At 44.8% G+C, this 17,521-nt stretch carries 12 protein-coding genes; 4 read left to right on the top strand and 8 right to left on the bottom strand.

What is annotated here, in order from left to right:
* Positions 1-251: 251 nt before the first annotated feature.
* The 7 genes from QNH36_RS05735 to QNH36_RS05705 all read right to left on the bottom strand — a co-directional run bounded on the left by QNH36_RS05735 (position 252) and on the right by QNH36_RS05705 (position 10,719).
* On the bottom strand, positions 252-1,406 hold the full coding sequence (locus tag QNH36_RS05735; protein ID WP_144475057.1) for a thiolase family protein: 1,155 nt from the start codon (positions 1,404-1,406) through the stop codon (positions 252-254).
* Between the two features lie 31 nt (positions 1,407-1,437).
* A complete protein-coding gene (locus QNH36_RS05730; RefSeq protein ID WP_283904916.1) occupies positions 1,438-2,583 on the bottom strand; it encodes an acyl-CoA dehydrogenase family protein in 1,146 nt (381 codons plus the stop codon).
* Positions 2,584-2,612: 29 nt separating this feature from the next.
* On the bottom strand, positions 2,613-4,136 hold the full coding sequence (locus tag QNH36_RS05725) for a class I adenylate-forming enzyme family protein (RefSeq protein ID WP_283904915.1): 1,524 nt from the start codon (positions 4,134-4,136) through the stop codon (positions 2,613-2,615).
* A 421-nt stretch (positions 4,137-4,557) separates the two neighbouring features.
* Positions 4,558-6,606, bottom strand: a complete 2,049-nt coding sequence (locus QNH36_RS05720) for a sigma-54-dependent Fis family transcriptional regulator (RefSeq protein WP_144475060.1) — start codon at positions 6,604-6,606, stop codon at positions 4,558-4,560.
* Positions 6,607-6,730: 124 nt separating this feature from the next.
* Positions 6,731-8,554, bottom strand: coding sequence for a LysM peptidoglycan-binding domain-containing protein (locus QNH36_RS05715; protein WP_251543800.1), 1,824 nt, complete (start codon positions 8,552-8,554; stop codon positions 6,731-6,733).
* A gap of 130 nt (positions 8,555-8,684) precedes the next feature.
* Entirely contained in the window at positions 8,685-9,452 is a 768-nt protein-coding gene (locus QNH36_RS05710; protein ID WP_283904914.1) for a 3-hydroxyacyl-CoA dehydrogenase, read from the bottom strand.
* Between the two features lie 349 nt (positions 9,453-9,801).
* Positions 9,802-10,719 (bottom strand): DMT family transporter, encoded by a 918-nt coding sequence (locus QNH36_RS05705; protein WP_283904913.1) that lies wholly within the window; start codon positions 10,717-10,719, stop codon positions 9,802-9,804.
* Between the two features lie 265 nt (positions 10,720-10,984).
* Between QNH36_RS05705 and QNH36_RS05700 the strand changes: the two genes are divergently transcribed.
* Positions 10,985-11,866 (top strand): hypothetical protein, encoded by an 882-nt coding sequence (locus QNH36_RS05700; protein ID WP_144475064.1) that lies wholly within the window; start codon positions 10,985-10,987, stop codon positions 11,864-11,866.
* A 13-nt stretch (positions 11,867-11,879) separates the two neighbouring features.
* Positions 11,880-13,991: a hypothetical protein gene (locus tag QNH36_RS05695; protein ID WP_283904912.1), complete on the top strand. Its 2,112-nt coding sequence runs from the start codon at positions 11,880-11,882 to the stop codon at positions 13,989-13,991.
* A gap of 101 nt (positions 13,992-14,092) precedes the next feature.
* On the opposite strand, the gene QNH36_RS05690 is transcribed toward QNH36_RS05695, so the two are convergent.
* The gene (locus QNH36_RS05690; protein WP_144475066.1) at positions 14,093-14,413 is read right to left on the bottom strand and encodes a YciI family protein; all 321 of its coding nucleotides are present in this window, start codon (positions 14,411-14,413) and stop codon (positions 14,093-14,095) included.
* 145 nt (positions 14,414-14,558) lie between these two features.
* On the opposite strand from QNH36_RS05690, the gene QNH36_RS05685 reads away from it, so the two are divergent.
* Together QNH36_RS05685 and QNH36_RS05680 are read left to right on the top strand one after the other, a co-directional pair.
* On the top strand, positions 14,559-14,927 hold the full coding sequence (locus tag QNH36_RS05685) for a DUF948 domain-containing protein (RefSeq protein ID WP_144475067.1): 369 nt from the start codon (positions 14,559-14,561) through the stop codon (positions 14,925-14,927).
* Positions 14,928-15,141: 214 nt separating this feature from the next.
* Positions 15,142-17,520 carry a M14 family zinc carboxypeptidase gene (locus QNH36_RS05680; protein ID WP_144475068.1) on the top strand — a complete coding sequence of 793 codons (2,379 nt, stop codon included), beginning with the start codon at positions 15,142-15,144 and terminating at the stop codon, positions 17,518-17,520.
* Position 17,521: the final 1 nt, after the last annotated feature.

The following is a 17,521-nucleotide window of genomic DNA, read 5'->3' as shown; positions in this document are numbered from 1 at the left end:
TCTTTTCTGCTGTTTTCAGGCGCCAATGGACCTCATTGGTGACCTGTCTTTCCTTTTTCTGCTGTTTTCGGGCACCAATGGACCTTATTGGTGACCTCTTTTTCCTTTTTCTGCTGTTTTCGGGCGCCAATAGACCTCATTGGTGACCTTTTTCCCTTTTTCCGCTGTTTTCAGGCGCCAATAGACCTTATTGGTGACCTGTTTTTCTATTTTCTTTGAACTTCGAGCATCAATGAGTATTTAGGAATCTATTAATCTAACCGCTCAATTATGGTGGCGTTCGCCATGCCATGTCCTTCGCACATTGTTTGCAGGCCATATCGGCCGCCGGTACGTTCCAGTTCGTGCATCATCGAAATCATCAGGCGGGCGCCGCTTGCTCCAAGAGGGTGACCGAGCGCAATTGCCCCTCCATTCGGATTCAGCTTCGCTGGGTCTGCGCCTGTTTCCTTCAGCCATGCCATCGGGACAGGTGCGAACGCTTCATTGACTTCGAATACATCGATGTCCTCAAGCTTTAGCCCGGCTTTTTTGAGGACCTTTTCTGTGGCAGGAATCGGGCCTGTCAGCATCAGTGTCGGGTCTGAACCTACCACTACCCTGGTGTGGACCTTGAAGCGCGGTTTCAAGCCAAGCTCTTCTGCTTTTTCACGGCTCATCAACAGCAGCGCTCCTGCTCCGTCACTGATCTGGCTCGAGTTCCCTGCATGGATGACACCATCCTCTTTAAACACCGTTTTCAGCCCGGCCAACACTTCAGGTGTCGTTCCTTCACGCGGCCCTGAGTCCTCCGTCATCGAAATCGTTTCACCATTTTCTAGTGTGACCTCCATCGGCATGATTTCTTTTTCAAAATAACCTTCAGCCTGCGCCTTCAAAGCCCGGCGGTGGCTTTCCGCAGAGAATTCATCAAGCTCCCGGCGGGTAAAACCGTATTTCTCCGCAATCCGTTCTGCTGATAGTCCTTGATGGATCATCTCGTATTGCTCTCTTAATTTAGGACTGAAAGGGTTGGCGTCCTGGTAATTCGACCCCATTGGAACACGGGTCATATTTTCAACGCCGCCGGCAATGACGACATCCATGTCCCCCGAAAGAATCGCCTGGGCAGCAAAATGGACTGCCTGCTGACTGGATCCGCATTGGCGGTCAATGGTCGTTCCTGGAACTTCAATCGGGAAACCAGCAGTCAAAGCGGCTACCCTGGCAATATCTCCGGCCTGTTCTCCTGACTGTGTCACACAGCCAAAGATGACATCTTCCACCAGCCCCGCATCAATTCCAGCCCGCTTCACAACCTCTTTCAAAACTCCTGCAGCCAGTTCATCCGGCCTGATATCCTTTAACAACCCTTTTCTCCTGCCGACAGGTGTCCTGACGGCTTCGACGATTACCACTTCACGCATGCTTCATCTTCCTTTCTGATTGTCTGTTAGTCTATAATCCAAGGTTTTTAGCAATGATAGTTTTCATGATTTCGTTTGTCCCGGCATAGATGCTGGCAACCGGAATATCACGGAATCTTCTCGCGATCTCGTATTCTTCCATATATCCATAACCGCCATGCAGCTGCATGCATTCCGCGGCAATTTTCCTCGCGCTGTCTGTCAGCTTCCACTTCGCCATCGATACCTTTGTGACCACATCCTTGCCCTCGATATGCTCGGCAATCAGCTGGTCAAGGAAAGCTCTGCCCATTTCGATTTCTGTCGCCATCTCAACAATCTTGAATTGCGTGTTTTGAAATTTGCTGACAGGTTTGCCAAAGGCTTCACGGCTTTTGACATACTCTATCGTCTGCTTGAGCATGACCTCAGACGCTGTCTGTGCCGCAATCGCAACCAGAAGGCGTTCCTGCTGAAGCTTTTCCATTAAATAGAGGAATCCCTTACCTTCCTCACCCAACAGATTCTCCTTAGGTACCCGGCAATCCTCGAATATGAGCTCTGCCGTATCCTGGCAGTGAAGCCCAACCTTATTCAGTTTCCTCCCTCGTGAAAAACCTGGTGTGTCACGCTCAACGACAAGCAAGCTGACTCCTTTATGCTTCGGGTTCGCTTTAGGATCGGTTTTACAGGCAACGACAATCAAATCAGATTGGATGCCGTTGGTGATGAAGGTTTTTTGCCCATTTAGAATATAGTGGTCACCATCAAGGATTGCTGTCGTCTGGATATTCGCCAGATCCGAACCGGTACCCGGCTCTGTCATCGCAATCGCGGTAATGATCTCGCCAGTCGTACATTTTGGCAGCCAGCGTTTTTTCTGTTCATCTGTTCCATATGCGGTGATATACGGAACAACAATATCATTATGCAATCCTACTCCAACCAGTCCTGAGCCTACACGCTCGAGCTCTTCATTGATGACAACCGCAAAGCCCCAGTCTACTTCACTGCCGCCGTATTCCTCATCAATATCAGGGCAAAGATAGCCCTGCTCGCCCATTTTCTCCCAGAAGGAGCGCGGAATCATCCGCTCCTCTTCCCACTGGTCGTAGAAAGGATATGCTTCCTTCTCTAAAAACTTCCTAAGCGACCTGCGGAAAATTTCATGGTCATTCGTTAAATAAGGGTGTTTCATTTTTTTATCTCCCTCTTTCTATCAAACTATTAAAGTTTCACTTCATTCAGTTTCTGGCGAAGTTGGTATTTCAGGATTTTACCTGAAGCATTCCTTGGCAATGCTTCTTCAATAAATATTTTTCTCGGAACTTTATAGCCTGCAAGTTTTTGGCGGCAAAAACTCTTTAACTCCTGCTCATCAACAACCGCATCCTTCTTAGGCACAATGACTGCACAGACGGCTTCACCCCAAACTTCATCAGGGATACCGATAATTGCTGCCTCCAATACGGCCGGGTGTTCATAAAGTACTTCTTCCACCTCGATGGAGTATACATTTTCGCCGCCGGAAATGATCATGTCTTTTTTCCGGTCAACAAGGGTGATATATCCTGCTTCATCGATCGTGGCCAGATCACCTGTATAAAGCCAGCCATCTTTAATCGTTTTTGCCGTTTCTTCCGGCTTCTTGTAATATTCCTTCATGATGGATTCGCCTTTGATGACGAATTCGCCAACAGCTCCAGGTTTTATATCCTTGCCTTCTTCATCGACCACCCTTGCTTCGGTCAGGAAAGCAGCCTTCCCTCCTTTTCCAAGATGGTGTTTATGTCCTTCAGGACCAAGCAGGATGCCGCCAGGACCAGCTTCGGTCAGTCCGCACAGATTATAAAATTGATCAGTCCTGAATAATTCCATGCTCTTCCGTACGAGTTCGGGGGCCATTGGCGCAGCACCATAGCCGCATCTTTTAATCGGTGAAAGATCATAATCCCCTGCATTAGGAACCTGGAGCATGAAGTTGTACATGGCAGGGACCCCAAAGAAGTGGGTGATTTTATGCTGTTGAATCGCCTGCAGGGTTGTGACCGGGTGGAATTCGCGATGGATGATATGGGTTGCTCCCAGTACGACACCTGAAATCAGGAATAAATTAAGCTGTGCCGAGTGGAACAGCGGGGCGATGTGGAGGATACGTTCCTCCTGGTTAATGGCCATGCTGATCATCATTGTCAGGCCAACATTGAATACTCGTTTATGGTCAAACAGTGCTCCTTTTGGCCTGCCGGTCGTCCCGGATGTATACAGGATTTCAAGGTCATCGTCATCACTGACCTCAATTCGTGGTTCCGCGGAATTTTCGGAAAGGACATTTTCGAATGAATGATGTCCAACTGCTTTTGGGGTTCCAGTCGTGATGACATGGGCTGCATTTGTTCCTTCGCCTGCTGAAGTGATGATCTCCTCGAACTCATCATCGCAAATTACCAGCACAGTCCCGGACTGTTCCAGTATGTAATGAACCTCTGAGGCTGTCAGGCGGAAATTCACCGGCACAATGACCGCCCCGATTTTAGCACCTGCAAAAAATGCAAACACAAACTGATCAGAGTTCTTCATCATTAAAGCAATTCTATCGCCTTTGTGAATCCCCAGACTGAGCAGCCCATGGGCAAGCTTGTTCACTTCCTCATTAAACTGCTGGTACGTAAAGCTCCTTCCCTCACACACGATCGCAAGCTTCTCTGGTGTTTTCCTGGCATTTTGCGCTAAATATGACCCAATATCCATATAAAGCTTCCCCCCTGGTTATATTAGAAAACGCATTCATATTTTTATATGCAATAATTATGCCAATTTTCTAAAAATGATAAATACGGTATTTCAAGGCAGGAATCGATATGAATGTAAATCATAGTGTCCGGAAATTGGACACCATGGTTGGACATATAACGAGAAGGTTAATTCGACGGAATATCGCTTATAAAATTCAGCCTGACAACTTATCGAGTAGAAAATCCTGCCTTTTGGCTCATTTAATTATAAGGAGTCAACATAATTGGTGTTAAATCAGTTTTATAATTGATCCGTTATGGATATATTAGCGATTTTTTATTTTTATTGGCGGAGTTCACAACTTTATTGGCGATTTCCAAGATTTATTGGCGAACTGGAAAAAAACACGTGTTTTTTCCAGTTCGCAAATGACATGCTATACGCTCAGCTGGTATTTCTTTATTTTTTCATATAATCCTGAACGGCTGATCCCCAAAAGTTTTGCTGCCTTTGCCTTGTTTCCGTTTGTCTGGGAGAGGGCCTTTCTGATCGCGCCAAGCTCGGCATCTTCTGCAAGGCTGATTTGTTCGATAAGTGGGCTGGATAGTTGCGACAGTAAGTAATCCGGCAGATCCTCTGACTGTATTTTCCCATGCTCGGCAAAGGTCATTGCGCGCTCCAGGACATTCCGCAATTCACGCACATTGCCCGGCCATTCATAGCGAAGGAGTGCTGTTTTTGCCTGTGATGAGATGCCGGTGATGCTCGTACCCAGCATGGAGTTCAATTCTTTCATTAATTCAGTAATCAAATACTCAACATCCTGAACGCGGTCCCTCAGCGGCGGAATATTCAAGGAAATGACATTCAGTCGGTAGTAAAGGTCTTCCCTGAACTCCCCCTGCCTTACCATCTCTTCCAGGTTACGGTTTGTCGCAGCGATAATACGGACATCGACCTTCACGCGCACATTTCCGCCTACCCTGTAAAACTCTCGCTCCTGCAGGACTCTTAGCAGTTTGGCCTGAAGGGACAGAGACATATCGCCTATTTCATCGAGGAAAAGCGTGCCTCCATTGGCAAGGTCGAACTTCCCAATCTTGCCGCGCTGTTTCGCCCCCGTAAAGGCACCTTCTTCATAACCGAAGAACTCGGATTCTAGCAGGTCTTCAGGGATGGCTGCGCAATTGACGACAACGAATTTCCCTTCACTTCGGGCACTGCTGTTATGGATGGCATGTGCGAACAATTCTTTCCCTGTACCACTTTCACCTCTAATCAATACAGTGGATCTGCCTTTCGCTGCTTTGGCTGCACTTTTCTTTAATTTTTCCATGTAAGAATCCTTGCTGAAAATATGGTCCCATGTGAACCTGGCCGACTCGGATTTCTGCAGCTGCTGGTGGTAAAAGCTTGCCTTGTTCTCAGCTTTTTGAAGTCGCTTGAACAACTCGCTGACCTCATTCAACTGGCGGAACATCACTTTGCCAATCGCTCCGATCACCTTGCCATCCTTCTTGATTGGAATTCGATGGACAATATATCGGATACCGTTCAACTCGTTAAAGTCGCTGACTTCCGCCATTTCCGACCGGAACACATTGCCAAGCTTCAGTTGCGGAAGGACTTGCTCGACTGGTTTATATAAAACTTCTGTTTTCTCCAGGTTGAACAGTTCGAGCAATGGCGGGCTGACCATGGTGATGATGTTTTTTTCGTCCGTCATCAGGATTCCATCATATGCATTCTCGAGTGTCGTCTCGATTGTCAGCTTAAGCTTTTTAACCGTCTCGAGTTCTTCTGCCATTTTTTCAAATTCAGAAATATCCTGGAATAACAGGATTTTCCCTTCTTCATGGTTCACTGTTTCATAGGAAGAGATATGAAGAATCGATTTAAATTTTTCATAATGATGAGGCGTGTCATCTCCATTCAGCAACCCAGGAAAAATATCGCCGAGCTTCCTGGATATAATTGAATCAAGAGTCCGTCCGCTGATTTTCGTAAAAGCTTCATTTGCATAAATCATCTGCATCCTGCCGTCAGTCATGAGCACACCGATATTGGAGTGCTGAAGGATTGTTTCCAGTTGGTCCTTGAGGGTATTCGCAGATTTTAGCAAAGCGACCACCATTTCGGTCTTGGTCAGTAAACCGATGACTTTATCCTGTTCATCCAGCACCACGCCGGTACCAACCTTGCTTGTTTTTACAATCTGCTCGATCTCGCGATAAGGAGTGTCGATTCGAATGGATCTAGCTTCCTTCTTTATGTATGGAAGTATTGCCGTTTCAAGGGGACTGCCTTCAAGGATCATTTGATACAAGCCGCTGCGGGTAAAAACTCCCAGAAGGTTCTTTTCAGTATCAGTAACGGGCAGGAGATTCCATTTCTTCTCCCTGAAGATTTCCACTGCCTCCTGCAAAGTTGTTGTCTCTGTGACCAGACAGTCAACAGGGGTGACGATATCCCTGAATTCAAGCATTAACTTCCCCCCTCCAGTTAAAAATTTCTGAATATTATAACTTTAATTATATAACACTGTTGGGGAAAGTACACTTATTAGCCATGAAAAAACCTGCCCCCAGGTGAGGAGCAGGTGATGATTTTTAGCGTGGAATGGTGAGTTTCTGGCCAATATACAGGTATTTTGCCGGATCTAGATTATTTGCTTTCACAACCGCATCGATGGTTGTGCCATATTTAACACTGATTTTCCACAGTGTATCTCCACTTACAACTGTATGGATGACTTGCTGGGCAGCCGGCGGTTCCGGAGCAGTTGTCGATGGAATAGTAAGTTTCTGTCCGATATACAAATACTTGGCCGGATCCAGATTATTCGCTTTCACGATGGCATCAATTGTTGTGCCATATTTTTGGGCAATCTTCCAGAGAGTGTCTCCTGTTTGGAGCGTATATACCACTGGCTGTGGTGTCGGTTCAGGTGTAGCCGGAGCTGGCACCTTCAGTTTTTGCCCAACATATAAATACTGATTTGGATCAAGATCATTCAGTGTGACGATATCGGAAATGCTGCTGTTGAACTTAGCAGCAATCTTCCATAGTGTGTCGCCGCTCGCCACGGTGTAATCAATCGTGTTAGGAACTGCCGGCGGAGTGGATTCAGCCACAAGTTCCACATCACTTACATTGATCGTACCGGTTACACCTTCTTTGACCAGCACCTCGTACCGGCCATTTTCAACTGTTTCGGACATTAACGGGAAAGTATCGCCTTTTACAGCCGTATATCCCTGACTCATTGGATAGATCGAAAGCTTCGCGGTCTCAGAGGTTACCCTCACTCGCTTTTCAGGCTGAAGGGCCTTGAACTCATAGCCGCCTTCAAACCTGACTGAATCTGTAAAAGAGATATAGCCGGTGTTACTGCCTTCAATTACCATGACTTTTATAAAATAGTTTCCGTTTACGGCTTTTCCGCCATTAAAGTCGGTTCCATCCCATGTGAAAGAATGTGTTCCCGCCGGGAATGACTGACCTGCAACAACATTTTTCATATGCGCGCCAGCAGCGTTCGCAATATAGACGGATACTTTTGCCGGCTCTGCCAATGTGAATTTCCCTGTGACCGTGTCGTTCACACCATCACCGTCCGGGCTGATGATATCAGAGGTGAAGACAGCGTCCGTAACAACTTCTTTCAATCTCCATTGAGGTATATTGTAGTCGCCGTCCTTAATGGAGACCGTTCCTGCTTTTTGTGCTGACTGTTTCGTTGCAGGGTAGTTAAATGCAGTCTCGATGTAGTTAAAGTAGACATCATAGGTTCCGTCCGCAACAACTCGTCCTGCCTTATCCGTTCCGTTCCAGTTTACGGAATTGCTGCCAGGCAAAAGCTTCATTTTGCTTCCAGCGTAAACTTCGGCACCATTTTGCCAGATGCTCAGTTGTACTTCAGCCGGTCGGTTCAAGTTGAAAGGAATTTGTACATTTTCCGCTCCTCCGTATTTCGGAGAAAACATGGAAGGATTAATCGAAACCTGATCGAATAATGGCTTTGGATTCGTCTCCGCCACAACGGTCAGTTTTCCGAGCGGATAACCTTGCATCTGGTTATAGCCCTGGTCTGATAAATACGCCTTTAGCTGGTATTCACCCGGAGGCAATGGAGCTTTCTTCGTATCATCCCATGGCACCCAATCTATTCTATGTACTGTTTTAAAATCTGTACTTGATAGGTTGATTTGAGTCTGGACACCATTGCCTACCGCTAAAATATGCCCGCGAGTCGGTTCACTCGTTTTCAGCTCAAACGTAACATATCCAGGTACACTGTTTCCCTGGTACGCAACAGTTCCGGTAGATTGACTGAAAGATATGACCTCAGCCATTGCAGAAGCGAATTGCGGGAAAGAAACTGCCGCTGTTAAGAATAAAAGCATGAAAATTCTAAAAAAATTCGTTGTCACTCTAATTGTCCCCTGCTCTCTGATGAAATGTTATATTACAAAAATATCATATTTGTTTTCTGCATTTTCAACAACGCGAAATTTTTACCATAAGAAAAAGCCCTCTCCTTTGACAGGAAAGGGCTTTTCATCATTTCGGCTGCATCCTGATTGCTCCATCAAGACGGATTGTTTCACCGTTAAGCATTGGATTCATAATAATACTTTCAGCAAGCTGAGCGTATTCCTCCGGGTAACCAAGCCGCTGCGGGAATGGCACCATTTTTCCAAGCGAGTCCCTTGCTTCTGCCGGAAGCGAGTCGAACATTGGCGTATGGAATAGGCCGGGAGCTATCGTCATCACCCTGATGCCGTATGCAGCAAGTTCCCTTGCAATTGGCAGCGTCATACCGACCACCCCGCCTTTTGAAGCACTGTATGCCGCCTGGCCGATTTGGCCGTCGAACGCGGCAACGGAGGCCGTATTGATGATGATTCCCCTCTCGCCGAGTTCATTTGGATCATTCTGGGACATCTGCTCGGAAGCAAGCCGGATGACATTGAAGGTTCCAATCAAGTTGATGGAAATGACCTTTGAAAACATGTCCAGCGAATGGACGCCTTTTCTTGATAGCAGCTTTCCTGCAACCCCAATCCCGGCACAGTTTACCACCGTGTTAATCGAACCGAATGACTCGATTGCTTTATTGATAGCATTTCTTACATCTTCTTCACTCGTTACGTCTGTTTGTACGAAAACTGCCTGTTCCCCAAGTTCCTTTACAAGAGTTTCACCGCGTTCCACTGATAAATCCAGAATCGCAGCCTTTCCCCCCTGCCCGATGATTTTCCTGACAGTCGCTTCCCCTAACCCGGATGCTCCTCCGGTAACAATCGCTTTTGTTTCGCTCATTTTCATTTTCGCCTGACCTCCACTTTTATAAAGTTATATTGTTATAGAAAGCAAGAATCATGCCAATGCTAGTTACATTGAAATAAAGATACTTCGAAGAACAGCTGTCCAAAATCAGGACAGTTTTTTCTGAAGAATGGACACTTTTATACTTTTGTTAGAAGGAAATTGAAATTTGAAGGTGTTTTTTTGTTTTACTATGATATTCGGCATTAAACCCGGTTGAAACAAAATATATTCCCGGTTGGGGCAGATTTATTTCCGGTTGGAACAAATGTTGTCTGCAAAACTAGTTATAAATAACAGTACCCCATGCAAAAAAAAGCAGAGCCGAAGCCCTGCCTCCTCAACACTATTAAGCTGCATTTCGTTTCGCTCTGTTCCTGAGCATCAGTTCCTCCAGTGCTCCTGATCCGAATATGACGCCTGAGACGATGAAGATCAGGCCGAGCAAATGGGATGATGTGATCCTTTCCCCAAGGAAGATGGCAGCGAACAGGATGGATAGGAATGTATTCAAGTTCAGGAAGATTGACGCCTCGGCCGGTCCGGTTTGGCCAATGGCATAATTGTAAAGCATATGCCCTACTGCTGTAGCGAAAATCGCTGACGTAAAAAATACTCCCCATATTCCTGCTGAAGCATTTCCAAGGCTCGCCAATCCACCTGGCTCCTTCCATAACCCGATTAGGAACAATAAGAGTGAGCCGAAGACAAGCATATATCCGGTCAATAGACGAGGATCTAGTGTTTTCGCTGCTTTGGAAATTATGATGAAGCTTATCGCCTGCGAAACAATGGAAATAAACACATAGAAATCACCAATTGACATGCCCGAAAGCCCTTTCTCACCTGCCAGCACAGTCAGCGTGACGCCAATACCACCGAAAATAAATCCAAGAGTCCGGACAAATGTCAGCTTTTTCCCCAGGAATAAGATAGCCATTAAAGCGGTTAACAATGGCCCCAGTCCAAGGATCAAGCCACCGTTAACAGCCGAAGTCACTTTTAATCCAATTCCCAGGAATAAATGGTGCCCAGTTACATTCAGGATTCCGCCGCCAATAATATAACTCCACTCTTTCCTTGAAGGCAGCCGGACTTTTTTAAAGAAAAAGAGAATGATAAATACCGAGACTCCCGCAGTGAATACACGAAGTGAGGTAATCGTAATCGGCGGGAAATTCCCCACGATTACTTTAAGTCCCGTTACATTGAGTCCCCACAGAAACATGACACCGGTAAGAATCATATATATTTTTAAATTTTTCATGATGTATCCTTCTTTCATTTAAACGATTAAAGCATAATTTCCATTCTACTCCTTTTTTTAAAAAGGGCAAGAGAAAGTAATGCCAATTATTTACCACCTGAATAATAAGTACCAAAAAGAAAGGAAATTTGAATCATCCCCTCGAGTAGACTGCTAGGTTAAAAGAACGGTTTCTTTTAAAATGCAGCAAAAACCGACAAAAACAGGTTTGAATACCGGAATGGTATTCCTGAGACAGATTTTTGCTTTGAAAGGAGGTGAAAGGATGCACTTCCGACATTTAATCATTACTGGCTTTATTACTGGTATTGCTTTGTTGGTGCCAGACATGGTTTTTGCTGAAAAAGGGCCAAATGCCGGAAAAGGACAACAGCCTGCGGCGGCTGAGCAGGCTTCTGTGCCAGACAAGGCAGAGATTGCCAAGAACTCCGGAAAATCTCCTGCACAACCTGCGGTCAAAAACCAGCCGATTAAGAAAGAAATCGTCCAGAAACCTTTCCAGGCCAAGCCTAAAGAAAATCCGGCCGAGGCAGTGAAAATGAATGGGAATGCTTCATCATTTAAGAAAAATGAGAAAGCAACACAGCCCAAAAACACCAATGCATCGAGGACCGGAAAAACTAATCAGGCGAAACATAAACAAAAGCCCAGCAATAATCAAAACAAAAAAGGTGCGTTAAAATCCATACATAATGAAGATCAGTACGTGAAAGAAACAAAGCGTAAATCACCTGGTTTGGAGGAAAAGCTTGATCCTTCTAAGGAGTCTGCAGAGAAACCGTCCATTGTCAAAGTACCAGTAAAGACGGAAAGCAGAAAAATACCTCATGTGAAAAAGGATGAAAAGGATTCATCCCAAAACGAGAGGTATCCTAAAGGAGACAACCTGCCTAACCCTCCATCACGCACGAAGGCTTCAGGGGGGCCATCCGGCGACAGGACAAGTTATGGAAATTCGAACACCTTTTTAAGCGATAAATGGTTCATTTGGGATGAAACATTCCATTTAAGCCTCTTGCAGCCGTTTACGTCAAGGGTCGCTGTTTTTCAGAGCCAGTGGGTAAATGCCCCACCTTCCCCACCACCGTTAAAAGCTCCTGCTTTTTTACCGTATACCGACGCGATTGTCACGGATAACGTTAATTAAAAGGGAGCGAATAATGAAAATGAATAATTATATTAATGGAACTAAAGTTGTGAAGTCTTTTATGCTAGCTGGAGTATTGTCAATCGGAGTACTGACTGGAGGCCACTTCACTCAGGCTGCCGGACCGGAAAAGGTAAAAGTTGAACAATCTCATAACAAACCAGCAAAGGTTCAGGTTGTTAATAAAAAGGCTAATGTAAAAGCAACTCCTGCTAAGCCTGCAGTTAAGGCTCAGCCAAAAGCTGCTACAAACGGCGAAGCGAAGGAAAAAGCATCAAAATCACAGGCTGGCATTCATGCAAGCGAAACTGCCAAAAAGCATGCGGCTCCAAATGCAGCTGTACACACAACAACTCAACAAGCGCCTGTCGAAGATGTGAAAACTGAGGAAGTTCCAACAGAAGAAGCTGTTACTCAGGAACCTGTAGTGGAAGAAGTTGTAGAACTTGAGCCAATCATTACTGATGAAACAGAAGTTGACTCTGAATCTGAAGAAACTGCAGAAACTGATGCAGCTAAAGAAGAAGAGGAAACAAAGCCTAAAGCTGACACAGAAATGAAAAAGGAAGATGATGAGGATTCAAATGAAGATTCAGATGAAGATTCAGATGAAAATTCTGAAGAAGAGTCTAAAGAAATCGACCTTGAGGCAAAAGCTACTGTGAAAACAGAAGATGATGAGGATAATGACTCCGATTCTGAAAATATCGATCTTGATACAGATGCAACTGTAAAGACTGAAGATGAAGATGAAGATGAAAATGACAACGAAGATACGGAAGATAAGGTATCTCCATCTGTTGCCAACAAAATGAATTCTAAGGCTTTCAACGCAAGCGATGTCGCTAAAGAGAAAGCAAACGAAAATTCAGCTGTCGCGTTATCTGTTGAAGTGACTGAAGATGAAGTGACTGAAGACGAAGTGACTGAAGACGAAGTTGCAGAAGAAGATGCTGCTGAAGACGAAGTGACTGAAGATGAAGTGACTGAAGACGAAGTTGCAGAAGAAGATGCTGCTGAAGACGAAGTGACTGAAGATGAAGTGACTGAAGATGAAGTGACTGAAGATGAAGCTACTGAAGACGAAGTTGCAGAAGAAGATGCTGCTCAAGACGAAGTGACTGAAGATGAAGTGACTGAAGACGAAGTGACTGAAGACGAAGTTACTGAAGATGATGCTACTGAAGAAGATGCTACTGAAGAAGATGCTACTGAAGAAGATGCTACTGAAGAAGAAGCAAAAGTATCTCCTTCTATTGCCAACAAAATGAAGTCTAAGGCTTTCAATGCCAGCGATGTTGCTAAAGAGAATGCTGACGAAAACTCAGCTGTTGCTTTGTCTGTTGAAGTAACTGAAGATGAGGTTGCTGAAGACGAAGCTACTGAAGAAGTTGCTACTGAAGAAGTAGTTACTGATGAAGTTGTTACTGATGAAGAAGCTGCTGATGAAGAAGCTGCTGATGAAGATGCTACTGATGAAGAAGCTACTGAAGAAGATGCTACTGATGAAGAAGCTACTGAAGAAGATGCTACTGAAGAAGATGCTACTGAAGAAGATGCAAAAGTATCTCCTTCTATTGCCAACAAAATGAAGTCTAAGGCTTTCAACGCTAGCGATGTTGCTAAAGAGAAAGCTAACGAAAATTCAGCTGTTGCTTTGTCCGTTGAAGTAGCTGAAGAAGTTGTTACTGACGAAACTGCTACTGAAGAAGTGACTGAGGAAGTTGTTACTGATGAAACTGCTACTGAAGAAGTGACTGAGGAAGTTGTTACTGACGAAACTGCTACTGAAGAAGTGACTGAGGAAGTTGTTACTGATGAAACTGCTACTGAAGAAGTGACTGAGGAAGTTGTTACTGACGAAACTGTTACTGAAGAAGTGACTGAGGAAGCTGTGACTGATGAAACTGCTACTGAAGAAGTGACTGAGGAAGCTGTTACTGACGAAACTGCTACTGAAGAAGTGACTGAAGAAGCTGTTACTGACGAAACTGCTACTGAAGAGGCAAAAGTAAACCCATCTGCTGACAAAAAAGCTGAGTCAAAAGCTAGCTTATATGCAAGTGAAATCGCAAAGAAATTTGCTGCAATGCTTTCTGCTGTACTTGCTGTTTTTGAGAAGTAGACTGAAGAGAAAGCTGAAACTGTGACTGAATAAGTCATAGTTGAGTTGAAACCAATAATCATAGAAAGAGACTTCCAGGCAGCTGGAAGTCTCTTTTTCTATTAGTGGATCAGATTCCCCTTCGTTTGCGGGTTGTCCATCAGCCAGTTATTTTCCTCATTGGCGACAATCAGCTCGTTGATATCATATGTATGGTAGTACTTTTCTGTGATGAAGGGGTCTTTTTCTGTTAGTGCGATTGCTTCATCAATATCATCGCAATTCAGGATGATCATGGCGTGATCATTATTTTTGAATGGGCCGGCAATCATCAGTTGTCCTGCCTGGTTTAACTGCCTGAGATGGTCAATATGCCTTCCCAGCAATTTTGAATCCAGTTCTCCATTTCGTTTATCCTTCAGGATCACAACAAATTTACTCATCTAATAAGTACTCCTTTTATAAAATCTTCCAGTCCATTATATCATTTCCAATATATCCCGACAGCTGTAGTGCATTTCTTTGTTAAAACGGAACATAAATGGGTAAATAAAAAATAAAGGATTTGAATAAAAGGAGGCATCATCCATGATCATCGTCTACATCAGCATCGCTGTCATCGTGGCTGCACTTGCTTATCTCGGATATGTTGCTTATAAAACATTTAAAGATGCTAAGCCAACCATTGACAGTCTTCAAGAGACAGCAACCCGTGTCCAGAATAAAACCAATGCGATCAAAGAAGAAACCGATTCACTTAAATTTAAACAGCAAAAGCTGATGACTGATTTTGAAAAGAAAAAGAAAGCTGTCAATACGGTTGTTTTTTCTGTAAAACAGACACCTGTTGAATTCAAGAACGCACTTGTTGCAAAACCTGTCGCCGAACTTGAACAGAAATATAAGGCAAGACAATGGAACCGGAAGCGACGTAATCGGACCATGCAGCCACAATAAAACAGGGCACCCGCCCTGTTTTTTTATTTCGCCTCTTCTTCGTGACTATCTTCCTAGATATTCCTCTCGAATAATTTCCCAACCACTCTAGATTCCTGTAAATTCAAGCGTTAGGACATCTGGACAAACATTTAGGAGTTTTGTACGATTGTCGAAATAATTTTTACTAACTATTATGTATAAATATACAAAGTAATTTTGGAGGAATACATAGATGAAGTATAAAAAAATGATTTCGGGTGTTGTAGCTGCAAGTTTGCTAGCATCCTCCCCATGGACTCCGGCACTAGCTGAGTCTTTGAAGTGGAATTATGTAAATGCATATGAAGAAAGGGACGGAAGCTTATTCAACAGCGAAAACTATGACTTTATGAAATTCTCGGAAATCGGAAATAAACTTGAACAAATCGAGAAGCAATCCAATCGTGTGAAGGTGGAAGTAAAAGGACAATCATCAACCGGACAGCCTCTTTATGTCGTTACGATTGCTGCACCTGATTCCCAGGGCAAGTTTGGCAAGATCCAGGCTTTAAGAAAACAAATGTTCAAAAACCCTGGCAAAGCACAGGACTGGATTGAAAACAATCCAGACTTCAAGGTGCCAGTCATGATCAATGGCTCTATCCATGGTACCGAATTTGTCGGCAGTGACGCGGTCATGCAGCTGATTGAGCGCTTTGCACTTGAAAATGACGAGACAACGACTGAAATCCTCGAAAACAATATTCTGATTTTCAATGTTGTCCAGAATCCCGATGGCCGGGTCGATGCTACCCGCTTCAATGGAGAAGGAATCGATTTGAACCGTGACTTCATCACCCAGTCACAGCCCGAAACCCAGGAGACCGTTTCACTGATCAAAGAATGGAACCCAATGGTCTTCCTTGATACACATGGCTATGTAAAAGGTTACGCGCCAAATAAGCAGGGTCTCATTGAGCCTTGTACCGTTCCGCACAATCCAAATTACGAATATGACCTTTACCAAAAATGGGCAATGGATCAGGCGGAAGCGATGGAAAATGAAATCATGTCCGACAAGGAAAGCTTCACCGGCAGCCTGTATCAATCGATGGTGGGAACCTATATCCCTCAACGTGATGACGCAGAAGGCTGGGATGATTATCCTCCAATCTTTACGCCAATGTATGCGATGTACCATGGTGCATATGGCCACACGCTTGAAGCGCCAACAAATGATCTTGACGGTGTCCGCTGGATGTATGATGCCATCATGGGAGCATTGAAAAATGCCACAGAGAACAAGCAGGAAATGATCAAAGACCAGATTGAAATGTTCAAGCGAGGCATCAATTTTGATCATCCGTTCCATGACGAAGGCTTCTTCCCTACTGCCTATGTTCTGCCTGTTGATCCGGAAGATCCAACTGTAACACATAAGGCTGTTAAGCATCTGCAGAAAAACGACATCGAAGTCGTCCAAGCTTCAAAGACTTTTACGGCAGACGGAAAAGCTTATCCAAAAGGCACATACATTGTCAAAATGGACCAGGCAAAGGCGGGGCTGGCCAATACGATGTTATGGGATGGCGAGGATATCACTGAAGATGTCGACTCCATGTACGATATTTCAGCTTGGAGCCTGCCGGAGCTATGGGGCTTTGAGGCAGTAGCTGTTCAAGATGAACTCGATGTGACCGCAACGAAAGTGAACCAGATCCAGGAACAAGGGTCAGTTACCGGCAAAGGGCCATTCCTGATTCCAAACAGTTCTGTAAAAGCGGTTCAACTTGCCAATACGCTCATGCAACAAGGCGTCTCCGTAAAACGCGATAAAGCAGGCAATTTTTACACAGAAGCTCCCGCGAACACCATTGACTCAGCTGTAAAACAATCCGGACTGCATATCGAATCGGTAAAGGTACCTGCAGACGCAGTAGAAGTTACAAACCTTAAAGTAGCAATCCTTAAGGACGGAGGCATGAATAAGGCCCAATCCCATTCAGGAACAAAACTTGCACTGAAACGCCTGGGTTTTGAGGTTACAGAGGTCACCCCTGCTGAAGTTGCGGAACAGGGATTGAAGGGCTTCGACGTATTCGTATACAGCGGTACCGAAGGTCTGATCGCCAAAACTCAATCACGTGCAGGAAATCAAGAATTTGGCTTCCAGAACCCAGCACAGTATGATCTCTTCAAAACGAATGTCGAAGAATTTTTAAATAATGGCGGAAAGTATATCGCCGTCGGTGCAGGCGCCTCACTGGCGACAAAGACATTAGGCCTCACAGATAACACGGTTGTCGTTGCAGGTTACAACAGCAACGGAATCGCGAAAGTTGATTATAGCGGCGAAGGTATGACCGGCGGATATAGCGAGGATGACCTCGGCTTCGTCTACCGTCCTGTCTGGTATGAAAATACAGGAAATGATGAAGTTGCTGCAACATTTGACGATAACTCAGACTTCTTTGTTGCCGGGCACTGGAAAAACAATCGCGCAGCTCAAGGAAAGGCAGTAATCGTTAAAGAACAGGATAAAGATGTAACGCTGATCGGACTTGAAGCTGGCTTCCGCGATCATACAGACTACCTGTTCCGTCTCCTTTCCAACAGCATTTTTGAAAAATAAG

Source organism: Mesobacillus sp. AQ2 (assembly GCF_030122805.1).
GTDB lineage: Bacteria > Bacillota > Bacilli > Bacillales > Cytobacillaceae > Mesobacillus > Mesobacillus oceanisediminis_A.
This window is presented reverse-complemented; position numbering and strand designations above follow the sequence as displayed.